25 protein-coding genes are annotated in these 25,776 nt (G+C 64.6%); 5 read left to right on the top strand and 20 right to left on the bottom strand.

Features of this window, described 5'->3' with window-relative positions; genetic code table 11:
• Positions 1-4: 4 nt before the first annotated feature.
• From ASD15_RS26170 to ASD15_RS26155, 4 genes are all read right to left on the bottom strand, one after another.
• Positions 5-1,072, bottom strand: a complete 1,068-nt coding sequence (locus tag ASD15_RS26170; RefSeq protein ID WP_057157966.1) for a porin — start codon at positions 1,070-1,072, stop codon at positions 5-7.
• A 75-nt stretch (positions 1,073-1,147) separates the two neighbouring features.
• Complete coding sequence (locus ASD15_RS26165) at positions 1,148-4,777, bottom strand: hydantoinase B/oxoprolinase family protein (protein ID WP_057157965.1); 3,630 nt, start codon at positions 4,775-4,777, stop codon at positions 1,148-1,150.
• Positions 4,778-4,821: 44 nt separating this feature from the next.
• Positions 4,822-6,108 carry an MFS transporter gene (locus ASD15_RS26160; RefSeq protein WP_057157964.1) on the bottom strand — a complete coding sequence of 429 codons (1,287 nt, stop codon included), beginning with the start codon at positions 6,106-6,108 and terminating at the stop codon, positions 4,822-4,824.
• Between the two features lie 84 nt (positions 6,109-6,192).
• Positions 6,193-6,966, bottom strand: coding sequence for a putative hydro-lyase (locus tag ASD15_RS26155; protein WP_057157963.1), 774 nt, complete (start codon positions 6,964-6,966; stop codon positions 6,193-6,195).
• A 153-nt stretch (positions 6,967-7,119) separates the two neighbouring features.
• Between ASD15_RS26155 and ASD15_RS26150 the strand changes: the two genes are divergently transcribed.
• Positions 7,120-8,055, top strand: coding sequence for a LysR family transcriptional regulator (locus tag ASD15_RS26150; RefSeq protein ID WP_057157962.1), 936 nt, complete (start codon positions 7,120-7,122; stop codon positions 8,053-8,055).
• On the opposite strand, the gene ASD15_RS33580 is transcribed toward ASD15_RS26150, so the two are convergent.
• Together ASD15_RS33580 and ASD15_RS26145 are read right to left on the bottom strand one after the other, a co-directional pair.
• Entirely contained in the window at positions 8,039-8,173 is a 135-nt protein-coding gene (locus tag ASD15_RS33580) for a hypothetical protein (RefSeq protein WP_267877839.1), read from the bottom strand. The two genes, ASD15_RS26150 and ASD15_RS33580, sit on opposite strands and share 17 nt — an antisense overlap.
• A gap of 129 nt (positions 8,174-8,302) precedes the next feature.
• Positions 8,303-9,193 (bottom strand): DMT family transporter, encoded by an 891-nt coding sequence (locus tag ASD15_RS26145; protein ID WP_057157961.1) that lies wholly within the window; start codon positions 9,191-9,193, stop codon positions 8,303-8,305.
• A 95-nt stretch (positions 9,194-9,288) separates the two neighbouring features.
• Between ASD15_RS26145 and ASD15_RS26140 the strand changes: the two genes are divergently transcribed.
• From ASD15_RS26140 to ASD15_RS26125, 4 genes are all read left to right on the top strand, one after another.
• Positions 9,289-9,498 carry a DUF3460 family protein gene (locus ASD15_RS26140; protein ID WP_057157960.1) on the top strand — a complete coding sequence of 70 codons (210 nt, stop codon included), beginning with the start codon at positions 9,289-9,291 and terminating at the stop codon, positions 9,496-9,498.
• 32 nt (positions 9,499-9,530) lie between these two features.
• Positions 9,531-10,376 (top strand): ScpA family protein, encoded by an 846-nt coding sequence (locus ASD15_RS26135; RefSeq protein ID WP_057157959.1) that lies wholly within the window; start codon positions 9,531-9,533, stop codon positions 10,374-10,376.
• A 26-nt stretch (positions 10,377-10,402) separates the two neighbouring features.
• Positions 10,403-11,242: a pantoate--beta-alanine ligase gene (gene panC / locus ASD15_RS26130; protein WP_057157958.1), complete on the top strand. Its 840-nt coding sequence runs from the start codon at positions 10,403-10,405 to the stop codon at positions 11,240-11,242.
• Positions 11,243-11,343: 101 nt separating this feature from the next.
• Positions 11,344-12,366 (top strand): porin, encoded by a 1,023-nt coding sequence (locus ASD15_RS26125; protein WP_057157957.1) that lies wholly within the window; start codon positions 11,344-11,346, stop codon positions 12,364-12,366.
• On the opposite strand, the gene ASD15_RS26120 is transcribed toward ASD15_RS26125, so the two are convergent.
• The 14 genes from ASD15_RS26120 to flhC all read right to left on the bottom strand — a co-directional run bounded on the left by ASD15_RS26120 (position 12,363) and on the right by flhC (position 25,752).
• Positions 12,363-13,586 (bottom strand): EAL and HDOD domain-containing protein, encoded by a 1,224-nt coding sequence (locus tag ASD15_RS26120; protein ID WP_057157956.1) that lies wholly within the window; start codon positions 13,584-13,586, stop codon positions 12,363-12,365. The genes ASD15_RS26125 and ASD15_RS26120 overlap by 4 nt on opposite strands.
• Positions 13,587-13,656: 70 nt before the next feature.
• Positions 13,657-14,046, bottom strand: a complete 390-nt coding sequence (gene cheY / locus ASD15_RS26115; RefSeq protein WP_028104141.1) for a chemotaxis response regulator CheY — start codon at positions 14,044-14,046, stop codon at positions 13,657-13,659.
• A gap of 122 nt (positions 14,047-14,168) precedes the next feature.
• A complete protein-coding gene (locus tag ASD15_RS26110) occupies positions 14,169-15,239 on the bottom strand; it encodes a chemotaxis response regulator protein-glutamate methylesterase (protein ID WP_057157955.1) in 1,071 nt (356 codons plus the stop codon).
• 36 nt (positions 15,240-15,275) lie between these two features.
• Entirely contained in the window at positions 15,276-15,875 is a 600-nt protein-coding gene (gene cheD, locus ASD15_RS26105) for a chemoreceptor glutamine deamidase CheD (RefSeq protein ID WP_057157954.1), read from the bottom strand.
• Positions 15,876-15,892: 17 nt separating this feature from the next.
• Entirely contained in the window at positions 15,893-16,723 is an 831-nt protein-coding gene (locus ASD15_RS26100; protein ID WP_057157953.1) for a CheR family methyltransferase, read from the bottom strand.
• A gap of 67 nt (positions 16,724-16,790) precedes the next feature.
• Entirely contained in the window at positions 16,791-18,509 is a 1,719-nt protein-coding gene (locus ASD15_RS26095) for a methyl-accepting chemotaxis protein (protein ID WP_057157952.1), read from the bottom strand.
• 71 nt (positions 18,510-18,580) lie between these two features.
• Positions 18,581-19,066 carry a chemotaxis protein CheW gene (locus ASD15_RS26090; protein ID WP_057157951.1) on the bottom strand — a complete coding sequence of 162 codons (486 nt, stop codon included), beginning with the start codon at positions 19,064-19,066 and terminating at the stop codon, positions 18,581-18,583.
• 77 nt (positions 19,067-19,143) lie between these two features.
• Positions 19,144-21,357, bottom strand: a complete 2,214-nt coding sequence (cheA, locus tag ASD15_RS26085) for a chemotaxis protein CheA (RefSeq protein ID WP_057157950.1) — start codon at positions 21,355-21,357, stop codon at positions 19,144-19,146.
• Between the two features lie 38 nt (positions 21,358-21,395).
• A complete protein-coding gene (locus ASD15_RS26080) occupies positions 21,396-21,761 on the bottom strand; it encodes a response regulator (protein WP_057157949.1) in 366 nt (121 codons plus the stop codon).
• 63 nt (positions 21,762-21,824) lie between these two features.
• A complete protein-coding gene (locus tag ASD15_RS26075; protein ID WP_057157948.1) occupies positions 21,825-22,373 on the bottom strand; it encodes a hypothetical protein in 549 nt (182 codons plus the stop codon).
• A gap of 39 nt (positions 22,374-22,412) precedes the next feature.
• A complete protein-coding gene (gene motB, locus ASD15_RS26070; protein WP_057157947.1) occupies positions 22,413-23,378 on the bottom strand; it encodes a flagellar motor protein MotB in 966 nt (321 codons plus the stop codon).
• Between the two features lie 59 nt (positions 23,379-23,437).
• Positions 23,438-24,298 (bottom strand): flagellar motor stator protein MotA, encoded by an 861-nt coding sequence (gene motA, locus ASD15_RS26065; RefSeq protein ID WP_057157946.1) that lies wholly within the window; start codon positions 24,296-24,298, stop codon positions 23,438-23,440.
• Between the two features lie 94 nt (positions 24,299-24,392).
• On the bottom strand, positions 24,393-25,163 hold the full coding sequence (locus tag ASD15_RS26060) for a cyclopropane-fatty-acyl-phospholipid synthase family protein (protein WP_057157945.1): 771 nt from the start codon (positions 25,161-25,163) through the stop codon (positions 24,393-24,395).
• 46 nt (positions 25,164-25,209) lie between these two features.
• Positions 25,210-25,752: a flagellar transcriptional regulator FlhC gene (flhC, locus tag ASD15_RS26055; RefSeq protein WP_057157944.1), complete on the bottom strand. Its 543-nt coding sequence runs from the start codon at positions 25,750-25,752 to the stop codon at positions 25,210-25,212.
• Positions 25,753-25,776 lie beyond the last annotated feature (24 nt).

Here is a 25,776-nt window from a genome sequence, read left to right as displayed (position 1 = left end):
CGCGCTAGAACATGTGCCGCAGCCCGAGGTTGAAACCGCGGTTGCCGGTGCCGCCCTCGATGGCGCTGCCCACGGTGTAGCCGGCGCCGTTCTTGTTGCGCAAATAGGCGTACACCGCGTACACGTCGGTGCGTTTCGACAGGTAGTGGCGATAGCCCGCCGCCAGCTGCTCCGCGTCCTGGTTGAAGCGGGTCTTGTCGTCCTTGCGGATGTACGAGCCCAGCCACACGCCCGCCCCTTGCGGCACGCTCACCCCCAGCAGCACCGCCGTACTGTCGATGGACGGCACCGGCGCGGCGGCGTAGCCGTACGGGTTGGCCAGGTTGCGCGGCAAGGCGCTGTTCAGGCCCTTGTCCACACCGTATGCGAAGTGGGCCTTGAGGAAGACTGCATCGTATAGCGCCGTCAGCACCGTGTTCTTCGCATTGCTGGTGTTGTTCAGCGCGGCCGTGTCGTTGTTGCGGTTGTGGTGGGCCAGGCGCAGCACCAGCGGGCCGGCGGCGTACGCCAGCGCAGCGCCGAACTGGCGCTGCGCCGTGCTGTCGCCGGCCACTTCGCCCACGCCGTACACCACTTCCGCATTGAAGCCCTTGAACACCGGCGACGCATACTTGACCGCGTTGTCCATGCGGCTGGCGCTGTTGCCGGTGGCCGCCATCAGGTTCTTGGTGTCGCCAGCCGTGCCGGAGCCGAACGGGTCCGCCGCGGCCACCGCCAGGTACTGCGGCGTGTACTGGCGGCCCAGGGTCAGCGTGCCGGCGTGCTTGCTGTGCAGGCCCACATAAGCCTGGCGGCCGAACAGCAAGCCGCCCTGCCCCATGGCGCCGGTGTCCGCCTGGAAGCCGTTCTCCAGCAGGAAGACGGCCGACATGCCGCCGCCCAGGTCTTCGGTGCCCTTGAACCCGAGGCGCGAACCGGCTTCCACCCCCGAGGTGAGCCTGGTGCTGCTGGCCGCGCCGCCGCTTTCGCGCACCAGCGCCACGTCCACAATGCCGTACACCGTTACGTTGCTTTGGGCGACAGCCGCCCCTGCCGATGCGCCCAGCATGAGCGCAAGCATGGTCTTCTTCATTTTTTTGTCCCTGTTTTTAGGTGGCTCCGCGATGAAGGCGGGATAGCGAGCCTGGCCATCCCGCCTGTATGGCGCTTACGAACCGAAGCCGCCGCCGCCCGGCGTTTCAATGGCAAACACGTCGCCGGCTTTCATGTCCGCCGTGTGGGTGGCGCCGAACTCCTCGATGGAGCCGTCGCCGCGCTCCACCCAGTTGCGGCCCAGCGCGCCCGGCGCGCCGCCCTGCAGGCCGAAAGGCGCGATGCGGCGGTGGCCGGCCAGGATGTTGGCCGTCATCGCTTCCAGGAAGCGGATGCGGCGCAGCGCCCCGTCGCCGCCCTGCCGCGCGCCCTTGCCGCCGCTGCCGCGCCGGATGGCGTGGGTCTCCACCAGCACCGGGAAGCGCCACTCGAGCACCTCCGGATCGGTCATGCGCGAGTTGGTCATATGGGTTTGCACGGCGGCCGTGCCATCGAAACCCGGTCCGGCGCCGGAACCGCCGGCGATGGTCTCGTAGTACTGGTGCTGATCGTTGCCGAAGGTGAAGTTGTTCATGGTGCCCTGCGAGGCCGACATCACGCCCAGCGCGCCGTACAGCGCATCGGTGACGTACTGCGACACTTCGACGTTGCCCGCCACCACCGCCGCCGGATAGCGCGGATTGAGCATCGAGCCTTCCGGGATGATGAGCTTGAGCGGCTTGAGCACGCCCTCGTTCATCGGGATGTCGCTGTCGATCAGCGTGCGGAACACGTACAGCACGGCCGCCTTGCAGACCGACAGCGGCGCATTGAAGTTGGTCGGGCGCTGTTCGCTGGTGCCGGTGAAGTCCACCGTGGCGCTGCGGCTGGCATGGTCGATGGTCAGCCGCACCTTGAGGATGGCGCCGTCGTCCATTTCGTAGGCGAAGCTGGCGTCGCGCAGGCCGCCGATGGCCTTGCGCACCGCCGCTTCGGCATTGTCCTGCACGTGCTGCATATAGGCCAGCACCACGTCCTGGCCGTGGGTGGACACGGCTTTCAGCAGCTCGTTGGCGCCGGTTTCGCAGGCGCCCAGCTGGGCGATCAGGTCCGAGATGTTCTGGTCGATATTGCGGCTCGGCCAGGGGCCGGCCCCAAACAGGCCGCGCACCAGCGGCTCCAGGAATACGCCCTTGTCGACGATCTTGATGTTGTCCAGCAGCACGCCCTCTTCCTCAATGGTGGTGCTGTTGGGCGGCATGGAGCCGGGCGTGATGCCGCCCACGTCGCCGTGGTGGCCGCGCGCGGCGACATAGAACAGCGGCTCGGGGCCGTCGCCATGCACCGGGCATACCACGGTAATGTCCGGCAGGTGGGTGCCGCCGTTGTAGGGCACGTTGAGCACATAGGCATCTCCCGGCGCCATGCTGGCCGCATGCTCGCGGATCACGCACAGCACGCTGTCGCTCATGGAACCCAGGTGCACGGGAATATGCGGCGCGTTGGCGATCAGGTTGCCGTGGCTGTCGAAGATGGCGCAGGAGAAGTCCAGGCGCTCCTTCATGTTGACCGAGTAGGCGGTGTTCTCCAGCGTGGTGCCCATCTGCTTGGCAATCGCCATGAACAGGTTGTTGAAAATTTCCAGGTGGATCGGGTGCACGGCGGTGGTCATCCGGTGCGCGCTGCCGGCAGCGGCCACGCGCTCAAGCAGCAGCGTGTGGTCCGGCAGCACCCGCGCGCTCCAGCCGGCGTCCACCACCGTGGTGGCGATCTGCTCGCGGATCAGCGCCGGGCCGGCAATGCGGCTGCCCACCGGCAGCTCGGCGCGCACGTGCAGCGCAATCGGCACGGTCCGGCCGTCGACGTAGCTGTCAACGTAGCTGTCCGCGCTCCTGGCGCCCTCGCCGCCCTCGCCGCCCCCGGCGGCGGGAACCTCGATGACGAAGCTGGCGCCGTCGCCGGCGCCGATGGCTTCTGCCGACACCGACTCGATCACCAGCGGCTGGCCTTCCATGACGAAGCCAAAGCGCGCGCGGTACAGCGCCGCGAACGACGCCGACATCTCTTCCACGCTGCCCAGCGCGATCACGAAGGCCGAGTCGCTGTCCTGGTATTTCAGGCGCGCGCACAGTTCAACACGGATGTCTTCCTGCGCCACCTGCTGCTCCAGCAGTTCGGTGGCGGCCTGCTTGGCCAGCGCGACCAGGCGCGGCTGCAGCGCGTCCAGCACTGCCTCCGTCAGCGGCTGCTCGACGGCGCCTTCGCGCATGGCGCGGATATCGGCCAGGCCCATGCCGAAGGCCGACAGCACGCCGGCAAAGGGATGGATCACGATCTTGGTCATGCCCAGCACGTCGGCCACGCGGCAGGCATGCTGGCCGCCGGCGCCGCCGAAGCAGCACATGGCGTAGCGGCTCACGTCGTAGCCGCGTTCGACGGAAATCGACTTGATGGCCTGCGCCATATTGTCCACCGCCACCGCCAGGAAGCCGTCGGCCACGGCCGAGGGCGACAGCCGGGTGCCGGTTTCGCGTTCGATCTTCTGCGCCAGCTCGCCGAAGGCGCGCGCCACCACTTCGCGGTCCAGCGGCAGGTCGCCGCTGGGCCCGAACACGTGCGGGAAGTGCTCCGGCTGGACCCGGCCCAGCATCACGTTGCAGTCGGTGACGGTCAGCGGGCCGCCCTTGCGGTAGCTGGCCGGGCCCGGGTTGGCGCCGGCCGATTCCGGCCCCACCTTGAAGCGGCCGTTCTCGAAGCTGCAGATCGAGCCGCCGCCCGCCGCCACCGTATGGATATGCATCATCGGCGCGCGCACCCGCACGCCGGCCACCACGGTTTCAAACACGCGCTCATAGGCGCCGTCGTAATGCGCCACGTCGGTCGAGGTGCCGCCCATGTCGAAGCCGATCACCTGCTGCAGGCCGATCGCCTCGCAGCTCTTGACCGCGCCGACGATGCCGCCGGCGGGGCCGGACAGGATGGCGTCCTTGCCCTGGAAGCGGGCGGCGTCGGTCAGGCCGCCGTTCGACTGCATGAACATGATGCGCACGTCCCCGGTGTCGGCCGACACCCGCGACACGTAGTCGCGCAGCACCGGCGACAAATAGGCGTCCACCACCGTGGTGTCGCCCCGGCCGACGATCTTCATCAGCGGGCTGACCTGGTGGCTGACCGAGATCTGCGCAAACCCGGCTTGCTCGGCCAGCGCCCGCAGGCGCTGCTCATGCTGCGGGTAGCGGTAGGCATGCATCAGCACGATCGCAATGGCCCCGATGCCCTGCTCGCGCAGGCCGGCGAACTGGCGCCGCAGCTGCGCCTCGTCCGGCGCCTGCAGCACTTCGCCGTGGGCGCCGATGCGCTCGTCGATCTCGATCACCTGCTCGTAGATCAAGTCCGGCAGCGCGATGCGCATGGCAAAGATGTCCGGCCGGTCCTGGTAGCCGATGCGCAGCTGGTCGGCGAAGCCGCGCGTGATGGCCAGCGCGGTACGCGCGCCCTTGCGCTCCAGCAGCGCGTTGGTGGCGACGGTGGTGCCCATCTTGATCACTTCGATCTGTTCGGCCGGCAGCGGATCGCCGGTTTTCAGGCCCAGCAGGTCGCGCATGCCTTGCGTCACGGCGTCTGCATAGCGTTCGGGATACTCGGACAGCAGCTTGTGCGTGACCAGCTTGCCGTCCGGGCGGCGCGCCACGATGTCGGTGAAGGTGCCGCCCCGGTCTACCCAGAACTGCCAGCGGAGTTGTTGCGCACGGATGTCGTTTTTCATGGTGTTGCCTCTGTTATTTCTTGGTTTCTGAAGTTCTTGATTTCTCAATGGCCAACCAGGTCGGATTCAAGCTTCTTGCCTGCGGTCTCGGGCAGCGTCAGGGCCGCCAGTATCATCACGCCGTAGGCGGTGCCGGCGAACACGCCGATGGCCTCGCCCAGCGCCATCGACTGGCTGCTCAGGCCTATCATCAGCGGGAACAGCGAGCCCACCGCGCGGCCCATGTTGTAGCTGAAGCCCTGGCCGGAGCCGCGGATCTCGGTCGGGAACAGCTCGGTCAGGAAGGCGCCCATGCCGCTGAACACGCCGGACACGCAGAAGCCCAGCGGGAAGCCGAGGAACAGCATCACGTTGTCGGTCACCGGCAGGCGGGTGTACGCCAGGGCGACGCACATGGAACCGGTGGCGAACAGGATGAAGTTCTTCTTGCGGCCCAGGTAGTCGGTCAGGAAAGCGCTGACGATGTAGCCCACGTAGGAGCCGACGATCACCATGGCCAGGTAGCCGCCGGTGCCCAGCACCGTCAGGTGGCGCTCGGTCTTCAGGAAGGTCGGCAGCCAGGTGGTAATGGCGTAGTAACCGCCCTGGGCGCCGGTGGTCAGCAGCACGGCGCGCACCGTAATGCTGAGCATCTTGGGCGAGAAGATCGCCGTGAACGGGGCGCGCTGCTCGGTGCTGGCTTTCTTCTGCAGCGCCACGAACACTTCCGGCTCATCGACGAAGCGGCGGATGAAGATCACGAACAGCGCCGGCAGTATTCCCAGCAGGAACAGCGAACGCCACGCCCATTCCGGCGGCAGCAGCGAGAACATCAGCGCGTACAGCAGTGCCGACACGCCCCAGCCGATGGCCCAGCCAGCCTGCACCATGCCGACCGCCTTGCCCCGGTCCTTGGCGCGGATCACCTCGCCGATCAGGATGGCGCCGGCGGTCCACTCGCCGCCCATGCCAAAGCCCATCAGGCCGCGCGCCCACAGCAGCTGCTCGAAGTTCTGCGCAAAGCCGCACAGCACGGTGAAGAAGGCGAACCACAGGATGGTCAGCTGCAGCGTCTTGACGCGGCCGATGCGGTCCGACAGGATGCCGGCGATCCAGCCGCCGGCGGCGGAAGTCAGCAACGTGACAGTGCCGATCAGGCCCGCGTCGCCCTTGGACAGGCCCCAGGTGGCAATCAGGGTCGGTATCACGAAGCTGAGGAATTGCGTGTCCATCGCGTCCAGCGCGTAACCGATCTTGCAGCTCCAGAAGGTGCGCCGCTCCTTGCCCGTCAATTCAAAGAACCAGGAAAAAAATCCTTCCTTGCGTTCGCCGCTTAGTGCTGATGTGTTCATGCTGGTCTCCCGTTTTTTTGGCGCAGCACTCCCCGTTCGGACACGTTGGGCGGGTCCGTTGGCGGCGCTGCATGGTTTATGAAACTAGAATGCTGCTAATGAGGCATTGCGTATGTCCGTCACCAGCATGTAGCCCGGCTGGTGCGTGATCGCAAGCGGAAGCTTGGCCTGCCGTATGGCTTCCTGGGGCGTCACCCCGCAGGCCCAGAAGACAGGCAGCTCGTCCGGCATGATTTCGACCGGGTCGCCGTAGTCGGGCCGGTGGATGTCGGCAATGCCGATGGTGGCCGGGTCCCCGAGATGCACCGGCGCGCCGTGCACCGCCGGGTAGCGGCTGGTGATCTGGATGGCGCGGATCGCATCGGCGGCCTTCATCGGCCGCATCGACACCACCATCTGGCCGCCAAACGGGCCGGCGCTCTGGTTCAGGATATTGGTGCGGTACATGGCCACGTTGCGGCGCTGTTCGATGTGGCGCAGCCGGATGCCGGCATCCATCAGCATCTGCTCGAAGGAGAAGGAGCAGCCGATGGCAAACACCACCAGGTCGTCGCGCCACAGCTCGTGCAGCGCATAGGCCTGCTCCGCCAGCTGGCCGCCACGATAGATGTTGTAGCCGGGCGTGTCGGTGCGCAGGTCCATGTCTTCCCCCAGCCGGCCGACATTCCACTGCCCCGGCTCGCCCACCGCCAGCAACGGGCAGGCACGCTGGTTGCGCTGGCAGAACAGCAGGAAGGCATCGGCCTGCGACTGCGGCAGGATCACCAGGTTGGCCTGGGCGTACTCGCCGCAATAACCTGCCGTGGGCAAGCGGAACTCGCCGCTGCGTACCTTGTGCCGTAATTCGAGTGGGGTCATGGGTGTCTCGCTGAAAAGGATGAACAAAACTGCATGAGTGAAGAATAGTCTTGAACCTTACCGCTTGCTATCTAGTTATTTTTGCTGTTGCTGTTCAGTTTTTCTTACCGCCGTGCGCTATCCCGGTGCAGAGGGTTAAGGTATTCTTTACTAATGAATACCCGCTTCCTGGAAACCTTCGTCACGCTCGCCCAGCTGCGCAGCTTCCGTGCCACGGCCCGCGCCCTGCACGCGACGCCGGCCGCCATTTCCTTGCGCATCAAGACCCTGGAAGAGGAATTGCAGACCGAACTGATCGACCGGGGCAGCAAGGATTTCCGCCTGACGGCCAACGCCGAGTACTTGCTGGGGCACGCCAAAGCGGTGGTCGACGCGGTGCGCAGGCTGCAGACGGCGGCGCACAAGGACAGTGCAATCCGGGGCCGGCTGCGGCTCGGGGTGATCGAATCGGTGGTCCACAGCTGGCTGGCGCAATACATCCGCGAGCTCAATGTGTTGTATCCGGAACTCGAAGTCGACCTCGCGGTCGATATGAGCAATGTGCTGGAGCGGCGCTTGCGGGCGCGCGAACTGGACCTGGTGATCCAGGTGGAAGGCGTGGAAAGCAGCGATATCGTATCGGAGGCGCTGGCGGTATATCCGTTGCACTGGATTGCGCGCCGCGGATTAATCGACACGCGCAAAGAGGGATTGAATCAGCGCCTGCTGCAGCTTCCCATATTAACTTTTGGACGTGGAACCGCACCGCACCGCATGGTGGAAGAAATCGTCAGCAAAATGGCAAATCTGGCGATGATACCGCTGGAACAAACGCGTATTACCTGCTCGCCATCGGTGGCCGCCATCGTGCAGCTGATAAAAGACGGCTATGGCGTGGCCGCCATTCCCAGCCTGTTTGTCGTCAGCTCGCTCGACAGCGGCGAGTTTATCGAATTGCCGGTACAGCCGGAACCGCCGTCGATTATCGTTTCGATGTGCTTTCATTCAAATGCGGAAATGCTGGTGCATGCTGCCGCCAATGCAGCGCGGCAAGCGTGCGCCGGTTATTGCGCGCAAGTCGATCCGCGCTATATTAAATCGCTGGGCTGATATGGACAGCGCTGTGCCAGGCCACCCGGGGCTTCATCGGCTCAATCGGTTTGTCCTGGCAGGCAGCCAATGTGAAGGCGGCAGCCAGCATCAAGGTCAGCAAGGTCACGTTTCGCATCACGTTCTCCCTCCCGTTGCGGTTCTTTCAGCATAGCAGCTAGCGCGGCAGATGGGCGCACGCGGCGGCCGCACGCCTGGCCCCGCCGGCGTGACTTTCATGCCAACTTCCGGCGCGAACGCGCCAGTTCTAGGTTCGCCGCGAGGACACCACGATGCCGCCCACAATGAGCAGGAAGGCGGCGCCGTGGTACAGATGCGGCGCCTCGCCCAGAAACGCGGACGACATCAGCGCGGCGAACAGCGGCGTGAGATTGCTGAAGAACGCCGCCACGCTGGGCCCGGCGCGCTGCACGCCGGCGCCCCAGCAGCGGAAAGCAATCACCGCCGGCCCGATGGCCACATAGGCCAGCGCTGCCGCCAGCGTCCAGCTCCATTGAATATGCGCATCGGTAACAGCCCATTCGCCGGCGGCAAATATGCCGGACCACATCACTCCGAATCCCACTTGCGCCAACAGGAAACTGGCCCATTGCGAACGTATCGCCGCCGGTTCAATCGGGCGCGTCAGCAGCCAGCTGTATATAGACCAGGCGATGGTGGCGAATATCATGAAGATATCGCCGGCCACCAGCCGCAATTCAAGCAAATGCCGCGCATCGCCGCGCGCCAATACCAGCAAGACGCCGGCGATCGATAATGCCGCGCCCATCATTTGCTGGCGCGAAACCTTGGCGCCGAAAAACAGCCAGCCGGTCAGCATCATCCATACCGGCATGCCCGCGGCCACCAGCGTGACATTAATCGGCGTGGAGCTTTGCAATGCGAGATATTGCAGCGCGTTATATAAGCCGATACCCAACAGGCCCAATAAGGCAAAGCGGCGCCAGTTTTGCCATAAGCCGCTGCCGCGCCGGAATACCGGGCCGGCCAATGGCAGCAATATTAACAGGGCGATGCCCCAGCGCAGGAAATTGAGCGTAATGGGCGGCACCACGTCATGGACCATGCGGCCGACAATGGCATTACCCGCCCACAGCAGCGGCGCGAGCGTCAGGAGAAATATGGTGTAGGGAGTCATAGAGGGTGGATTCTAGCAGGGGCGGCAAGAGAAGTTCCCGCCGGGGGCTGGGGCGCGGTAAAATAGCCGTTGCTTCTTCTACGAACTCTCACAATATGAAACTCTCCAAACAGCACAGCATGTACGAGTCGGACCACACCCTGTTCATCAAACAGCTGAAGGCCCAGAATCCAAAAATGGAGCAAGGCCAGCGCGAAGGCCGCGCCCTGCTGTGGGACAAGGAATCGACTCCGCTGACCGAACAGGAACGCGTGCGCGCTTCGACCGTGAAGCAGCAGGCTTACGTCTACCAGAACAAACTGTAAGACCGGCCTGAACGACACCTGAACGGCACAGCATGTCGCCGACGGATGCGGTGGAGGTCGCCGCAGCGCTTGAACACAGCGCCGAACCGGTAGCGGATGGCGCCGCGCTGGCACGCCTGTATGGCGAGCCCATGCTGAAAATGCCGAACGACCTCTACATTCCGCCGGATGCGCTGGAAATCTTCCTGGAGGCGTTCGAAGGCCCGCTGGACTTGCTGCTGTACCTGATCCGCAAGCAGAACTTCAACATCCTCGACATCCCGATGGCGCAGCTGACGCTGCAATACCTGAAGTATGTGGACCAGATCCGCCTGTCCAACCTGGAACTGGCGGCCGAGTACCTGCTGATGGCGGCCATGCTGATCGAGATCAAGTCGCGCATGCTGCTGCCGCAGCGGCAGTCCGAGATCGAGATCGAGGCGGGCGACCCGCGCGCCGAGCTGGTGCGCCGCCTGCTGGAGTACGAACAGATCAAGCTGGCGGCCTACGACCTGAACGCCGTGCCGCAGCTGGGACGCGACTTCGTACGCAGCCAGGTGTACATCGAGCAGAGCCTGGCGCCGGCCTGGCCGGACGTGTGCGCGGCCGACCTGCAGCAAGCCTGGCTGGGCCTGATGAAGCGGGCCAAGCTGGTGCAGCACCACAAGATCAGCCGCGAGGAGCTGTCCGTGCGCGAGCACATGACCGGCATCCTGCGCCGTTTGCAGTCGCAGCGCTTCGTCGAGTTCGCCGAGCTGTTCGACGTGGCCGGCGGTCCGCCGGTGGTGGTGGTCAATTTCGTCGCCCTGCTGGAGCTGGCGAAAGAGACGCTGATAGAAATTACCCAGGCCGAACCGTTCGCGCCTATCTATGTGCGGCTGGCGTATTCGCCGGCCTGAATAAGAAGATAAAAGAGAACAAGACCATGAAAATCATTTCCTCCATCGAAGAACTGCGCGACCACCTGAGCGGCCAGCTGCGCACCGCATTCGTGCCGACCATGGGCAACCTGCATGAAGGCCATTTGTCGCTGATGCGCCTGGCGCGCAAGCACGGCGACCCGGTGGTGGCGTCCATCTTCGTCAACCGCCTGCAGTTCGGCCCGAACGAGGATTTTGAAAAATACCCGCGCACCTTCCAGGCCGATGTGGAGAAGCTGGAAAAGGAAGGCGTGTACGTGCTGTTCGCGCCGACCGAGAAGGATATGTACCCGGAGCCGCAGGAATACCGCGTGCAGCCGCCGGACGGCCTGGGCAACACGCTGGAGGGCGAGTTCCGCCCCGGCTTCTTCACCGGCGTGAGCACGGTGGTGATGAAGCTGTTCTCCTGCGTGCGTCCGCGCGTGGCCGTGTTCGGCAAGAAGGATTACCAGCAGCTGATGATCATCCGTAACATGAGCCGCCAGTTCGCACTGCCCACCGAGATCATCGCCGCCGAAACCTACCGCGCCGACGACGGCCTGGCGCTGTCCTCGCGCAATATGTATCTGTCGCCGGACGAGCGCGCCGAAGCGCCGGCGCTGTACCAGAGCCTGAACTTCGTGGCCAATGAAATGCGCGCCGGCCATCTGGACATCTACCAGCTGGAGCACCAGGCCATGGAAGCGCTGGCCAAGCGCGGCTGGCAGCCGGACTATATTTCCATCCGCAAGCGCAACGACCTGCAGCCGCCGGCCGCCGGCGACCTGGCGCAAGGCACGCCGCTGGTGGTGCTGGCCGCCGCCAAGCTGGGCACCACGCGCCTGATCGACAACCTGGAAATCTGAGCCGGAGCGGCACTGCGGCAAAACAACGGTGGCGGTCCGCAGCGGCCACCACCGTGCTAAGCTGTTCTTTCCGAGCTGCAGCTCCCATCGCGAGGCGCCCCATGCGGTTTGCACACCCTGCCCTGCTTTCCCTGCTCTGCACAGCCCTGCTGCCGCTTTCCGCCGGCGCCCAGCCCGGCACCGTCCACGTCTACGGCCTGGTCGACCTGTATCTCGGCCGCTCGGCCACCAGCGGCGTGCCCGTGCGCGGCAACGTCCTCAACAGCGGCGGCATGACCACCTCCTACTGGGGCGTGGGCGGCCTGGAGAAGCTGGGCGGCGGCCAATCGGCCAGCTTCGCCATCGAAGGCTTCATGCGCGCCGACACCGGCGAGCAGGGCCGCACACCGGGCGAAGGCCAGTTCACGCGCGCCGCCTATGTGGGCCTGAACGGCAACTGGGGCGCCACCAAGATCGGCCGGGTGCCGAACCCGCTGTTCCAGGCCTCGGCGGCGCTCAACCCCTACGGCTTCTCGACCCGGCTCTCGCCGCTGATGACGCAGATGTGGATCGTGCCTTACGGCAGTTCCTCGGCCGGCGATTCAGGCTGGAGCAATGCGGTGCACTACACCTCGCCGGTGGTCAACGGCGTCAACGTGGTGGCGCAGTACGGCCTGGGCGAGCATGCGGCCAACAGCCCCGGCAACAACAAGGTGGCGGTATTGAAATACACGGGATCGGCGCTGAGCGCGGCGGTGGCGGCGCAGGACATCGGCTACGGCATCGGCATCAGCAACGCGGCGCCCAGCCAGCGCACCTATTTCGCCGGCGCGGCGTATGACTTCAAGGTGGTCAAGGCATATGCCAGCGTGGCGCGCAATACCCAGGAAGGCAGCGGGCGCACCACCCGCACCACGCACCTGGGCCTGCAAGTGCCGCACGGCGCCGGGCGCTGGCTGCTGGCCTGGGCGCGCGCCCAGGAGCGCGCGTTCCTGAAGGCGCCGTTCCGGCGCGACACGGCGGCGGCCGGCTACGACTACAACCTGTCGCTGCGCACCGACGTGTATGCGTCCTACCTGTACGACAAGATCAGCACCACCGCCGACGGCAACAGCTTCGCCCTCGGCATCCGGCACAAGTTCTAGCCCGCTTCGCCGGAGATGCTCTGGGTCCAGGCCAGCGCCGACAGGTGGGCCTTGTTGACCTCGGCCGGTGTCAGGCTGAGCGCGCCGGCCAGCGAGGACACCAGGTTGCTGTTCAGTTCGCACGCCTCGGCCAGCGCCAGGTACTGGCCGTATTTGCCCGAGCGCGACAGCAGCGCCGCCACCACGTCGTCCGACAGCTGGATGCTGGACAGCACCTCCTCCATCGGAATGCCGAGCAGCCGGTCCAGCAGCGAGAACATGCCGGCCACGAAGATATTCTCGGCGTCCGCCTTGCCCAGCGCCTTGGCGCCCAGCAGCTCGGCCAGGCGGCCGCGCACCACGGCCGTTTCCAGCAGCACCGGCGAGTAGCCGCTGGTGCTGGCCGTGGCCAGCAACAGCGTCAGCCAGCGGTACAGCGGCGCATAGCCCAGCAAGGTGATGGCCTGGCGCAGCGAGGCGATCTCGCGCCCGGCGCCGAAGCCGGCCGAATTGATGTAGCGCAGCAGCTTGTAGGACAGCGCGGCGTCGCGCTTGAGCACATCCTCCAGCTGCTTGATGTCGGCGTTCGCGTTCACCATCTGCATCAGCTGCATGATGATGGTCTGCGCGGGGTTCATGCCCTTGGCATCCCCGCCGGGGCGCGGCGTCAGGTGCAGCTTGCCGACGAAGGCGTCCAGGCCGAGCGCGGCGCAGGCGTCGAAGTCGGCCCAGGTGGTGACCGGGCGGCCCACCATGCGCAGGTTGGACGCTTTCAGCGCCGCGTAGGAACGCGCTTGCGCGGCCACGTCGGCGCCGGTGAATTTCACTTCCACGTAGGAGGCGATGGTGCCCAGCCGGCTGCCCACGCGGGCCAGGTCGGCGTCGCGCAGCAGGATGCCGACGCCGCCGGCGCGCAGCGCCTGCACCGCCGCCAGCGTGTCCGGGTTGGCCAGCGCCACCGCCTTCAGCGACAGCACCGTGTGCTCGGGCGGCATGTTGTACAGCGCGTCGGTCGACAGCATGCCCGGCACCGCTTCCAGGAACAGCGTCTTGTCGCGCAGCAGCCAGCCGTGTTCTTCGCTGTTGACTTCGGCGGCCACGAAGGCCACCAGGTCTTCCAGCGCGGCCTGGGTCGGCAAGGCGACCTGGCCGGCGCCGCCCTGCCACGTCAGTTCGTACCCGACCACGCGCTGCCTGGGGTCCAGCAGCGGTTCACGAACAAGATAATTGGTCTGATGCATGTTGTGGTCGCATAAAGTCAAAAAGGCCGGCGCGTGCGCCGGCCCGTGCCCCGCGGGCCTGCCGTTGCGGTCAGGCGCCGAGTTTTTCGAAGATCTTGTTCAGCTTCTCGTCCAGCGTGGCGGCCGTGAACGGCTTGACCACGTAGCCGTTGGCGCCGGCCTGGGCGGCGGCGATGATGTTTTCCTTCTTCGCTTCGGCCGTCACCATCAGCACCGGCAGCTTGGCCAGCGCGGGATCGGCACGGATATTTTGCAGCATGGTCAGGCCGTCCATATTCGGCATGTTCCAGTCGGAGACCACGAAGTCGAACTGCTCCGCGCGCAGCTTGGCCAGGGCCATGACACCGTCTTCTGCCTCGTCCACATTGGCGTAACCCAGTTCCTTCAACAGATTCCGGACGATGCGGCGCATCGTCGAAAAATCGTCAACTACTAAAAATTTCATCTTTGGATCTGCCATGAATTACTCCGTTGTTTCTCTTACGCGGTTGTTAATAGTGTCTATAAGCACGAGCTATTTGTAGCATAGCATTTTCGTTGCCCTAAGGCGAACAAAGTAGCAGTAATACGTCACCCTGCACGTCATACGCGCAACGCGCGCATGCCGTGCGTTGCCAGGTAACCAAGCACCATGCCCGGCAAGGCCTGCAGCGCTCCCACCTCGTGCGTGGCGCCGACCGCGATCGCTTCGCGCGGCATGCCGAACACCACGCAGCTGGCTTCGTCCTGGGCAAAATTATACGCCCCTGCATTCTTCATCTCCAACATGCCGGCCGCGCCGTCCTTGCCCATGCCGGTCAGGATCACGCCGACCGCGTTCTTGCCGGCGAACTGAGCGGCCGAGCGGAACAGCACGTCGACCGACGGGCGGTGGCGGTTGACCGGTTCGCCCTGGTCGATCTTGGTCATGTAGTTGGCGCCGGACCGCGCCAGGGTCAGGTGCGAATGGCCGGGGGCGATGTAGGCGTGGCCAGGCAGCACGCGCTCGTTGCCTTGCGATTCGATGACGGCGATCTTGCACAGCGAGTCCAGGCGCTTGGCGAAGGACTTGGTGAAGCCCTCCGGCATGTGCTGCGTGATCAGGATGCCGGGGCAGTCGGACGGCATCTGCATCAGGAATTCGCGGATCGCCTCGGTGCCGCCGGTGGAGGCGCCGATGATGATCAGTTTTTCCGACGACATCAGCGGGTTGCGCAGCTGCGGCAAGGCGGCCTGGCCGGCGGCGCCGGCCTGCGGCAGGGTACGCGCGCGCACGCGGGCCTTGGAGGCGGCCCGGATCTTGTCGGCGATCAGGTCGGTGTATTCGCGCATGCCGCTCTGGATGGAAATTTTCGGCTTGGTGACGAAATCGACTGCGCCCAGTTCCAGCGCGCGCATGGTGATTTCCGAGCCGCGCTCGGTCAGCGAGGACACCATCACCACCGGCATCGGGCGCAAGCGCATCAGCTTTTCCAGGAAGTCGAGGCCGTCCATTTTCGGCATTTCCACGTCCAGCGTCAGCACATCCGGGTTGGTCTGCTTGATCAGCTCGCGCGCCACCAGCGGATCGGGCGCCGCGCCCACCACTTCCATGTCGGGCTGGTTGTTGATGATTTCGGTCATCACGCTGCGGATCAGCGCGGAGTCGTCTACGATCAGGACTTTGATCTTCATGATGGGTACGGTGTTTTTATTGGTTGGAACGCTGTGTCAAAACAGCTCGATCTCGCCGGCCACGGGCTGCTTCTTGAGGCGGCTGGCGTATTCGATCTCGCGTTTGGCCAGCGTGTCGTTGTGCGACTGCATCAGCTTCTTGACCAGCACCTTGCCGGTGCGCGGGAAGAAGTACACCTTGCGCGGGTAGATGTCGTTCAGGTCCTCGGCCACGATGCGGATTTTTTCATTGCGCAGGAAGCTCTGCACGAAGGCGGCGTTGCGTTCGCCCACGTTGATGGCGGTGAAGCCCTTGAGCACCGCGCCGCCGCCGAACACCTTCGCTTCCAGGTTGTCGCGCCGCGCGCCCGCCTTCAGCAGGTCGTTGATCAGGATCTCCATGGCGTAGGTGCCGTAGCGCGCCGAGGCCGAGATCGGGCTGTTCGGATCGCTGCCGCCGTCGGGCAGCATGAAGTGGTTCATGCCGCCCAGGCCCGTCACGCGGTCGCGGATGCAGGCCGACACGCAGGAACCGAGCACCGTCACGATCAGCATGTCCTTGGCCGTGAAATAGTACTCGCCCGGCAGGATCTTGGCCGCGTCGCAGTCGAAGGTCCGGTCGTAATAGACGTTGGTGGCAAATTGTTCTAAATCCATGGCGCGCCCTTAGTGTTCTATCTTCTGTCCAGCTCATACACGGTCTTGCCGCGCAGCTTCAGCGAATCGGACACATACAGGAAATTCTCCGAGTGGCCGGCAAACAGCAGCGCGTCCGGTTTCATCAGCGGGACGAAGCGGGACAGTATTTTACGCTGAGTCGCCTTGTCGAAGTAAATCATCACGTTGCGGCAGAAGATCACGTCGAACGGGCCGGTCACCGGCCACTGGTCGGCCAGCAGGTTGAGCTGCTTGAAGGTGATCATGTTGCGCAGCTCGGGACGCACCCGCGCCATGCCTTCCTTGTCGCCCTTCCCTTTCAGGAAGAAGCGGCGCTGGCGCTCGGGCGACATCTTGTCCAGCCGGTCCATGGTGTAGACGCCGTTCGCGCCCGCGGCCAATACGTTGGTGTCGATGTCGGTGGCGATGATGGTGGCCGGGGGCGTCAGCGTGTTGTAGGCCTCGCACAAGGTCATGGCGATCGAGTACGGCTCCTCGCCGGTGGAGGCGGCCGAACACCAGACCGTGATGTCGCGCTTGTTCTTCACATGCTCGGCCAGCAGCGGGAAGTGGTGCGCCTCGCGGAAGAAGGAAGTCAGGTTGGTGGTCAGGGCGTTGGTGAAGGATTCCCACTCGTCGCCCAGGCGCCCCGCCTCCAGTTCGTCCAGGTATTTCATGAACGACGAAATGCCGGTGGCGCGCAGACGCCGCGCCAGCCGGCTGTACACCATCTCCTGCTTGCTGTCGGCCAGCGAAATGCCGGCCCGCTTGTAGATCAGGCCACGGACCCGTTCGAAGTCCCTGGAGTTGAAATCAAACTCTTTGACGGTGTCTTTTGAATGCGGCATTTGTAAACCCTTAAATCAACCTGCCTTGGAACAATGCCTGCTACGGCGTGCTGCCTGAAATCGCCTGTTAAAACTCTTCCCAATCATCGCCCGGCGCTGCCGAGGCGAGCTTCTTGGGCGGCGCCTTGGGGCTGGCCGTGGCCACCACCGCGGCGCGCGGCGCCGGCTTCGGGGCCGGCCTGGCGACGGACTTGACCGCCGCCGCGCGCGGCGCCGGCTGCGCCATCTGGTGCATGGCGTCGCTCGACAGCTTGAAGATGCTGACCGCGTGCGCCAGGTTCTGCGCCTGCTCCTGCATGCTCTCGGCCGCCGCCGCCGCCTCTTCCACCAGGGCCGCGTTCTGCTGCGTCATTTCGTCCATCTGCGTGATGGCCTGGTTCACTTCCTCGATGCCGTTGCTCTGCTCCTGCGTGGCGGCGGTGATTTCGCCCATGATATCAGCGACCTGCTTGATCGACGTGACAATCAGCTCCATGGTCTGGCCGGCTTCGTCCACCAGGCGGCTGCCCGCGTCCACCTTGTCCACCGAATCGCCGATCAGCTCCTTGATTTCCTTGGCGGCGCCGGCCGAGCGCTGCGCCAGGTTGCGCACCTCGGATGCCACCACCGCGAAGCCGCGGCCCTGTTCGCCGGCGCGCGCCGCTTCCACCGCCGCGTTCAGCGCCAGGATGTTGGTCTGGAAGGCGATGCCGTCGATGACGCCGATAATATCGACGATCTTGCTGGACGAGGCCTTGATCGAACCCATGGTTTCCACCACTTGCGACACCACCGAACCGCCCTTCACCGCCACCGAGGAGGCCGACACGGCCAGCTGGTTGGCCTGGCGCGCGTTGTCCGCGTTCTGTTTCACGGTGGAGGTCAGTTCCTCCATCGAGCTGGCGGTCTCCTCCAGCGAGCTGGCCTGCGACTCGGTGCGCGAGGACAGGTCGGCATTGCCGGAGGCGATTTCCTGCGAGGCCACGGTGATGGTCTCGGTGCTGGTGCGCACGTCGCTGACGGTGCGTACCAGGCTGTCGTTCATGTCCTTCAGCGCCTGCAGCAGTTCGCTGGTTTCATCCTTGCCCTCCACCCGCACCTGCGAGGTCAGCTCGCCGCCGGCCACCTTCTGCGCCACCGCCACCGCGCCCTGCAGCGGACGCACGATGGAGCTGGTGATGATGATGGCGCCCACCACGCCGATGGCCACGGCCACGCCGCCCATCACGAACAGCATCACCATCAGCCGGGTGTCGGCCGAGACCGAGCCTTCCAGCACGTTGGTGGCCGCTTTCTGCTGCATGTCCACCAGGCCGTTCAGCGCCGCCAGCGTCTGCTGGTTGAGCGGGTCGATGCGGCTGGCGATCACTTTCGCCGCGCCTTCGCTGTTAAACGCCAGTACCTGGCCGATGGCTTCCTTGAAGGCCACGTCCACTTCCTTGTCGAGCGCGGCGATGTCGCTCAGCGCTTTCTTTTCCGCGTCGTCCAGGCCCAGGCTTTGCAGCTTCTCGCGCGCGCCGTCGTAGCGCTTGCGCTGTTCCTTGACTTTGTTCTCTTCCTTCTGCATCAGGCTCACGTCCGACTGCAGGCCGATATTGCGCATGGCGATGCCGGTTTCCAGCATCGCGCTCTTCATGGCGGCGGCCTGCAGCGTCTTGGCCGTGGTCAGTTCCAGGCCGGTGCGCAGCTCGCCCTTGTTGCGGTAGTTCAGTACGTTCGTCAGCAACACCATCGCGACCAGGATCAGCAAAATGCTGCCAAAGCCCAAACGCAGGCGGGTACCAATTTTAAAGTCGCGTAAATTCATCTCTATCTCCCTGTTTTTTTATGCGCGGCGGCGCCGCCTCTGCGGGCAGTCGCCACCGCTACTGCGCGGTCTTACGCAGCCAGCTTGTCGATCAGGCCCATCTCGGGGCTCGACATCAGCTTGTCGATGTCCACCAGGATCAGCATGCGCTCATCGATCGTGCCCAGGCCGATCATGTACTCGGTGCTGAAGGCCGTGCCCATTTCCGGCGCCGGCTTGACCTGCTCGGGCATCAGCGTGGTCACGTCGGACACCGAATCGACCACCATGCCGACCACGCGGCCGTTGATGTTCAGGATGATGACGACGGTGAACTGGTCGTACACCGGTTCGCCCAGGTTGAACTTGATGCGCATGTCCACCACCGGGATGATGATGCCGCGCAGGTTGATCACGCCCTTGATGAACTCCGGCGCGTTGGCGATGCGGGTCACCGCTTCGTAGCCGCGGATCTCCTGCACCTTCAGGATGTCAATGCCGTACTCCTCTTTACCGAGGGTGAAGGCGAGGAATTCTCGGCCGGCGATATCGCCGGCGTTCTGGATTGCGTCTGACATGATGGCTTCCTTCTAGCTAATGTACTTACTGATGTACTTACCGTGCTTACCGATACGAACTCAGTGTATTGGTTTATTCAGGAAAAAATGGATTCGTCGGCCAGTTGGCGCGAAGAGCGTATCAACGCCGCCACATCCAGGATCAGCGACACGCCGCCGTCGCCCAGTATGGTGGCGCCGGAAATGCCCGCCACCTTGCGGTAGTTCGACTCCAGGTTTTTTACCACCACCTGCTGCTGCCCGACCAGGTCGTCGATGAACAGCGCAGCCTTGCGCCCTTCTGTTTCCAGTATCACCACCAGCCCCTCGGACGGGTCCGTGAAGCGGGGCGTGATGTCGAACATCTGGTACAGGGGGATCAGCGGCAGGTATTCGCCGCGCACCTTGATGACCTTGCCCTTGCCGGAAATTTCCTTCACGTCCTCCGGCACCGGCTGCATCGATTCGATCACGAAGCCCAGCGGCAGGATGTAGATCTCTTCGCCCACCTTGATCGACATGCCGTCCAAAATCGCCAGCGTCAGCGGCAGCGAAATCGAAATCGTGGTGCCGAAGCCCTTGGCCGAGCGGATGTCCACCGTGCCGCCCATGGCGGTGATGTTGCGCTTGACCACGTCCATGCCCACGCCGCGCCCGGACACGTCGGTCACCTGCTCGGCGGTGGAGAAGCCCGGCGCGAAAATCAGCTGCCACACGTCGGCGTCGGCCATGTTGTCGGCCACCGGCAGGCCGGAAGACCTGGCCTTGGCCAGGATCTTGTCGCGGTTCAAACCGCCGCCGTCGTCCGACACTTCGATGATGATATTGCCGCCCTGGTGGCTGGCCGACAGGAACAGCCGTCCCGCGTCGGTCTTGCCGGCGGCGCGCCGCACCTCCGGCATTTCAATGCCGTGGTCGATCGAGTTGCGCACCAGGTGCGTCAGCGGATCGACGATGCGCTCGATCAGGCCCTTGTCCAGTTCCGTGGCGGCGCCGTTGGTGATGAAGTCGACCTTCTTGCCCAGCTTGGCGGCCAGGTCGCGCACCATGCGCGGGAAGCGCGAGAACACGAAGTCCATCGGCATCATGCGGATCGACATCACCGCTTCCTGCAGGTCGCGCGTGTTGCGGGTCAGCTGGCTCACGCTGTTGAGCAGGCGCTCGTGCACCATGGGGTCCAGGGTATCGACGCGCTGCTCGATCATGGCCTGCGTGATCACCAGTTCGCCCACCAGGTTGATCAGCTGGTCGACCTTTTCAATCGACACGCGGATCGAGGACGACTCGGCGCCACCGGCCGCGGCGGCGGGCTTGTCAGCCTCTTTCTTGACCACGGCGGCCTTCTTCTCCTCCTCGGCCGGCGTCACCGGCGCTGCCGGCTCGTCCTTGATGCCGGCCTTGGCGCGGATCGCCTCCACCGGCTCGAAGAAGCCGTAGCCGCGCGCGTCGTCGGCGCCGGCGGCCGCGTCCGCGCGGATCTGGTCGAGCGGCTGGAAGAAGCCGTAGCCCGGGCCTGCTGCGGCCGCCGGCTGGGCGGCCGCCGCCGCCGGCTCGGGGTCGAAGAAGCCGTAGCCCTGGTCCTGTTCCACCCGCTTGCGCTCGGCGCTTTCGACCGCCTGCTGCTCGGGCGTGAGCGCTGGCAGTTCGGACACCTGCATGTCGTCCGGGTTCAGGATGAAGGAACAGATCGAAATGATGTCGTCCAGGCTCTCGTGCGTGGTCACCAGCAGCGCGGTGCGGCCGCCGTCCAGCGGCGTGGTGCTCACCGCGCCCAGCAGGCCCACTTCGGCCGACAGCGCGTTGATCTCGCGCAGCTCCATCTGCGGCAGTTCCAGGCGGTAGCGCCGTCCGCCGCTGTGGTCCACGGCCTCCTCCTGCGCAGCGCTGAGGAAGGACGGCGCCACGTGCGACAGCTCGGCCACCACGTCCTGCGACAGCGACTGCAGCATCATGCGCACATTGGCCACCGCGTCCTGGTCCACCGCCGAACCGAGGCGGTGCCCGTCCAGCTGCATCTTCAGGATGTCCTTGGCCGCCAGGAAGGCGTCCACGTGCTCGGAAGTGAGCGCCATCTCGCCCTTGCGGATGCGGTCCAGCAGCGTTTCCAGGATGTGGGTCACTTCCGTCATGTCGTTCAGGCCGAACGTGCCGGCGCCGCCCTTGACGGAATGGGCGGTGCGGAAGATCGCGTTCAGATCCTCTTCGGTGGGCGCGGCCAGGTCGACCGCCAGCAACAGCCGTTCCATTTCAGCCAGCAGCTCCTCGGCCTCGTCGAAGAAGACCTGGTAGAACTGGCTAATGTCGATGGTCATGGCGCGACTCCATCAAGTGCTAAATACATGGCAGCCCCTTAGCCAATGACCTTTTTGACAACCTCGATGAGACGCTGCGGATCGAAAGGCTTGACCAGCCAGCCGTTGGCGCCGGCCGCGCGGCCCTTGGCCTTCATCTCGTCGGACGACTCGGTCGTCAGCATCAGGATCGGCGTCTTCTGGTAGGTCGGCAGCTCGCGCAGCAGCTTGATCAGCTGCAGGCCGTCCATGCGCGGCATGTTCTGGTCGGTCAGCACCAGGTCCACTGCCTGCAGCTTGGCTTTTTCCAGGCCATCCTGGCCGTCGACCGCTTCCACCACCTGGTAGCCGGCAGCCTTCAGGCTGAAGGCCACCATCTGGCGCAGGGAGCTGGAATCGTCAACTGCAAGTATTGTTTTAGCCATTATGTTTTCTCGCTATGTTCAAAGGTGTTACATTCGAATTGCATTCAGGGCGGCAGACCGGGCTCAGAACAGCTCGATGTCGCCGCTTTCCAGGTGTTTTTGGCTCACCGCCTTGCGTAGCACGCTGCGCAGCTCCAGGCTCTGGATCGCCAGCGCCATGCTGACTTTTCCAAGCAGGTCCACGATTTCTTCATTGTCGCTGTCGGGCACCATCTCGGCGCCGTGCGCGCCCAGGGTGCCGAGGAATTCGCGCAGGCCGGTCACCCGCTTCAGGGTGCGGTCGATCAGCTGGCTGGTCATGTCCTGGAACTGCATGCTGGTCACGGCCGCGTTCACATAGGCGCCCACCTGCTCGGACAGGGCCGACAGTTCGGCCTTCTGCTCGGGCGACGGCGAGCCGCCGTCCAGCAGCAGGTTGATGGCGGCCTGCTGCGCCGTCACGGTTTCATGGATGGCCATGAAATTGCGCGACAGCTTGTCGATCGCCTCTTCCAGCAGCAGATTGGTCTGGATCAGGTCGGTCTCGACTTCCGTCAGGTGGCGCCGCCCGTGGTCCGAAACGCCCGACAGCAGGCGCTTCACATGGGAACCCAGGATTTTTTTTCTCGTCATATCAGTCTCGTTCTCGATACCCGCCGTGGTGCGGCGTTGCTACTTCTTGTTCGGTGCGGCCGGCGCCGGCTGCCCCGCCGCTGCGGCCGCTGCCGCCGCTGCATTGGTCGCGTCGGTGTCGGTGCCCACGTCCAGTTTGGCGCCGTCGCGCGACACCGCGTCCTCGGTTTTCTTGTTCATCACCACGATGCTGATGCGGCGGTTGATGGGATTGAAGGGATCGAGCCGGTCCAGGTGCACGGCCGAAGCCAGGCCCACCACGCGCAGGATCTTGGTGTCGGCCATGCCGCCGGCGATCAGCGCGCGGCGCGAGGCGTTGGCGCGGTCGGCCGACAGTTCCCAGTTGCTGTAGCCGGCATCGGTGAAGTACGGCGTGGAGTCGGTGTGGCCGGACAGGCCGATCTTGTTCGGCACGTCGTTCAGCACCACGCCGATCTCCTGCAGGATCTCCCTGGTGTAGGGCTGCAGCTGGGCGCTGGCCAGCGCGAACATGGGCCGGTTCTGCTCGTCGACGATCTGGATCCGCAAGCCTTCGCTGGTGAAGTCCAGCAGCAGCTGCTTCTTGTACTTGGCCAGCAGCGGATTGCTCTCGATCTTGGCTTCGATTTTTTCCTTCAGCTTTTGCAGGCGCTCGGTTTCCTGGCGCTCCAGCTCGGCCTTGGCGGCGGTCAGGTTGAAGGTCTTCTTGCTCACGGTCGGGTCGTCGGCCAGCTTGACCTGGCCTTCCTTGCGCGTCAGGTCCTTGCCGCCGCCGGGAATCACGGACGAGCTGTCGCCGCTGCCGGAGCCGCCCTGCATGGCCACCTTGAGCGGCGTCTTGAAGTATTCGGAAATGCCGTTCAAGTCGCCCTTGGTGGTCGAACCCAGCAGCCACATCAGCAGGAAGAAGGCCATCATCGCCGTCACGAAGTCGGCGTACGCAATCTTCCAGGCGCCGCCATGGTGGGCATGGCCGCCCTTCTTGATGCGCTTGACCACGATTGGCCGCAAGCCCTCATCAGCCATCGCGTTTCCTTAGTGTTTCCATAATTCAATAATGATACGAATCATACGCCAAGCCGGGCTTATTTGGTCTTGGATTTTTTGATGTGTTCTTCTAATTCGGAGAACGTCGGACGCTCGGTCGAGTACAGCACTTTGCGGCCGAACTCGATGGCCAGCGCCGGTGCATAGCCGTTCAGGCTGGCCAGCAGCGTCACTTTCACGCACTGGTACATCTTGGTTTCTTCTTCCAGCTTCTGCTCGTGCAGGCCGGCCAGCGGGCCGACGAAGCCGTACGCCAGCAAGATACCGAGGAAGGTACCGACCAGCGCCTTGGCGATCAGCAGGCCCAGTTCGGACGGCGGAATGCCGACCGATTCCATGGTGTGCACCACCCCCATCACGCAGGCCACGATGCCGAACGCCGGCATGCCGTCGCCCAGCTTGGCGATCGCGCCGGCCGGCACCATGCCCTCGTGGTGGTGGGTGTCGATCTCGTTGTCCATCAGGTTCTCGATCTGGAACGCATCCATATTCCCCGATACCATCAGGCGCAAATAGTCTGTCATGAATTCGACGATGTGGTGGTCCTGCAGAACCGCGGGGTATTTGCTGAACAGCGGGCTGTCGCTGGGCGAATCGATGTCGCCCTCGATGGACATCAGGCCTTCCTTGCGCACCTTGGAGAGCACGTCGAACATCAGCGACATCAGCTCCATGTACAGGTCTTTGGTGTGGCGCGAGCCGCGGAACAGGCCGGGGATGGCTGCCAGCGTGGCCTTGATGGCCTTGCCGTTATTGCCCACAAAAAAAGCGCCGATTGCGGCGCCGCCGATCTGCAGCAGTTCTATGGGCTGAAACAACGAGGCCAAGTGCCCGCCGGCGGCGGCGAAGCCGCCGAACACGCAGGCGAGAACGACTAAATATCCAAGTATGACTAACAAGAGTGCCAGCTCCGTAGAATGATAGGGGAACGCTAAATTAACAGGTAGAACTACAATAGCGTGAGACAGGGGGGGCGGGCAAGCAAAAGACGCGTTAAAAGCGCCAGACGTAGAGTGCGGGACCGTGCTCTGTGGTAACTATGGTCTTGACGGGCGGACAAGCCTCGATCTCGAATTCGTAGCTGATCAGCAAGCTGCCGGGCCGCATCTCGACCGCGGCCTTGGCCCACAGGCCGCTCATGACGGCCGGCGACAGGTAGGCGAACACCATGTCGTAGTCGCCGAAATGGAGCTGCTCGTAGTCGCCGCGCACGAAGCGGGCGCGGCTGCCGCTGAGTGCGGCGCGCAGCGTCGAATACAGCCAGGGCAGCGGCGCCAGTTCGATGCCGGTCACGTGCGCGTCCGGCCGCACGCGCGCCAGGTGCAGCGCCATGCCGCCCATGCCGCTGCCGATGTCGATCAGGCGCAGCCCCGGCGTGGCCGGCAGCTCGGCCGCCACCGCCGCCCACGCGGCCGGGCCGGACGGATACAGCGGCACCTGGGTGCGGTAGGTGGACCAGAACAGGCCCATCAGCACAACAAACACTATTAAATAGAAAGCCGGCGGCAGCGCCAGCGTGCCGGCGGCCACCAGCGCCAGCGGGAACAGCAGCTGGATCAGGCGCCACCACGGCGCCAGGCCGTAGCGCACGGTGAGCAAGGCGGCAATCACGCCCTGCACCACGGCCACGTCCGGCAGGCCGGGCTTCATGCCCAGGGTGGCCAGCAGGTAGATGATGACCAGCGTGATGGGATAGGCGCCGGCCTGGATCAGGGCGGCGCGCAGGGCCGGAACGTGCAACAGCCGGCGCAGGCGGAGACTCATGCTCGCACCCTGCCCCGGCTGGCGAGGAAGATGGGGGTAAGGTGGCTCAAGCGGCCAGCGCGTCTTCTTTGGCTTTTTTGGTCTTGCCGGCGCGCGAAGGCATGTGGCACAGGCCGCACACGTAGTCGCCGTGCAGGTCCATGGTGTTGACCACGAACTTGCCCTGGCATTTGCCGCACGGGGCCAATTTCAGCATGTCGCTATTAAAGAAGCGCACCAGGGTCCAGGCGCGGGTCAGCGACAGCACCGCTTCCTGGCCGGGCTCCGGCGGCATTTGTTCGAGGTAGAGCTGGTACGCCTTCATCACGGCCTGGATGCCGGTGGCGCCGGCGTGCAGCACCAGGAAGCTGTGGATGTTGATGAACAGCGAGGAATGGATGTTCGGCTGCCAGGTCAGGAACCAGTCGGTGGAGAACGGCAGCATGCCCTTGGGCGGCGACACGCCGCGCAGTTCCTTGTACAGCTTGAGCAGGCGTTCGCGCGACAGCGACACTTCCGACTCCAGCAGCTGCAGGCGGGCGCCCAGGTTGATCAGCTCGATGGCCAGCTGGATTTCCTGCGCTTCGCTAACGACGCTCTTCTTGCTCATGGTGTGCTCCTGGAACCTGGGTAG

The sequence above is a fragment of the Massilia sp. Root351 genome, assembly GCF_001425045.1.
GTDB lineage: Bacteria > Pseudomonadota > Gammaproteobacteria > Burkholderiales > Burkholderiaceae_D > Rugamonas.
Note: the sequence above shows the minus strand (reverse complement) of the source record. Positions and strands in the feature narration are given on the sequence as shown.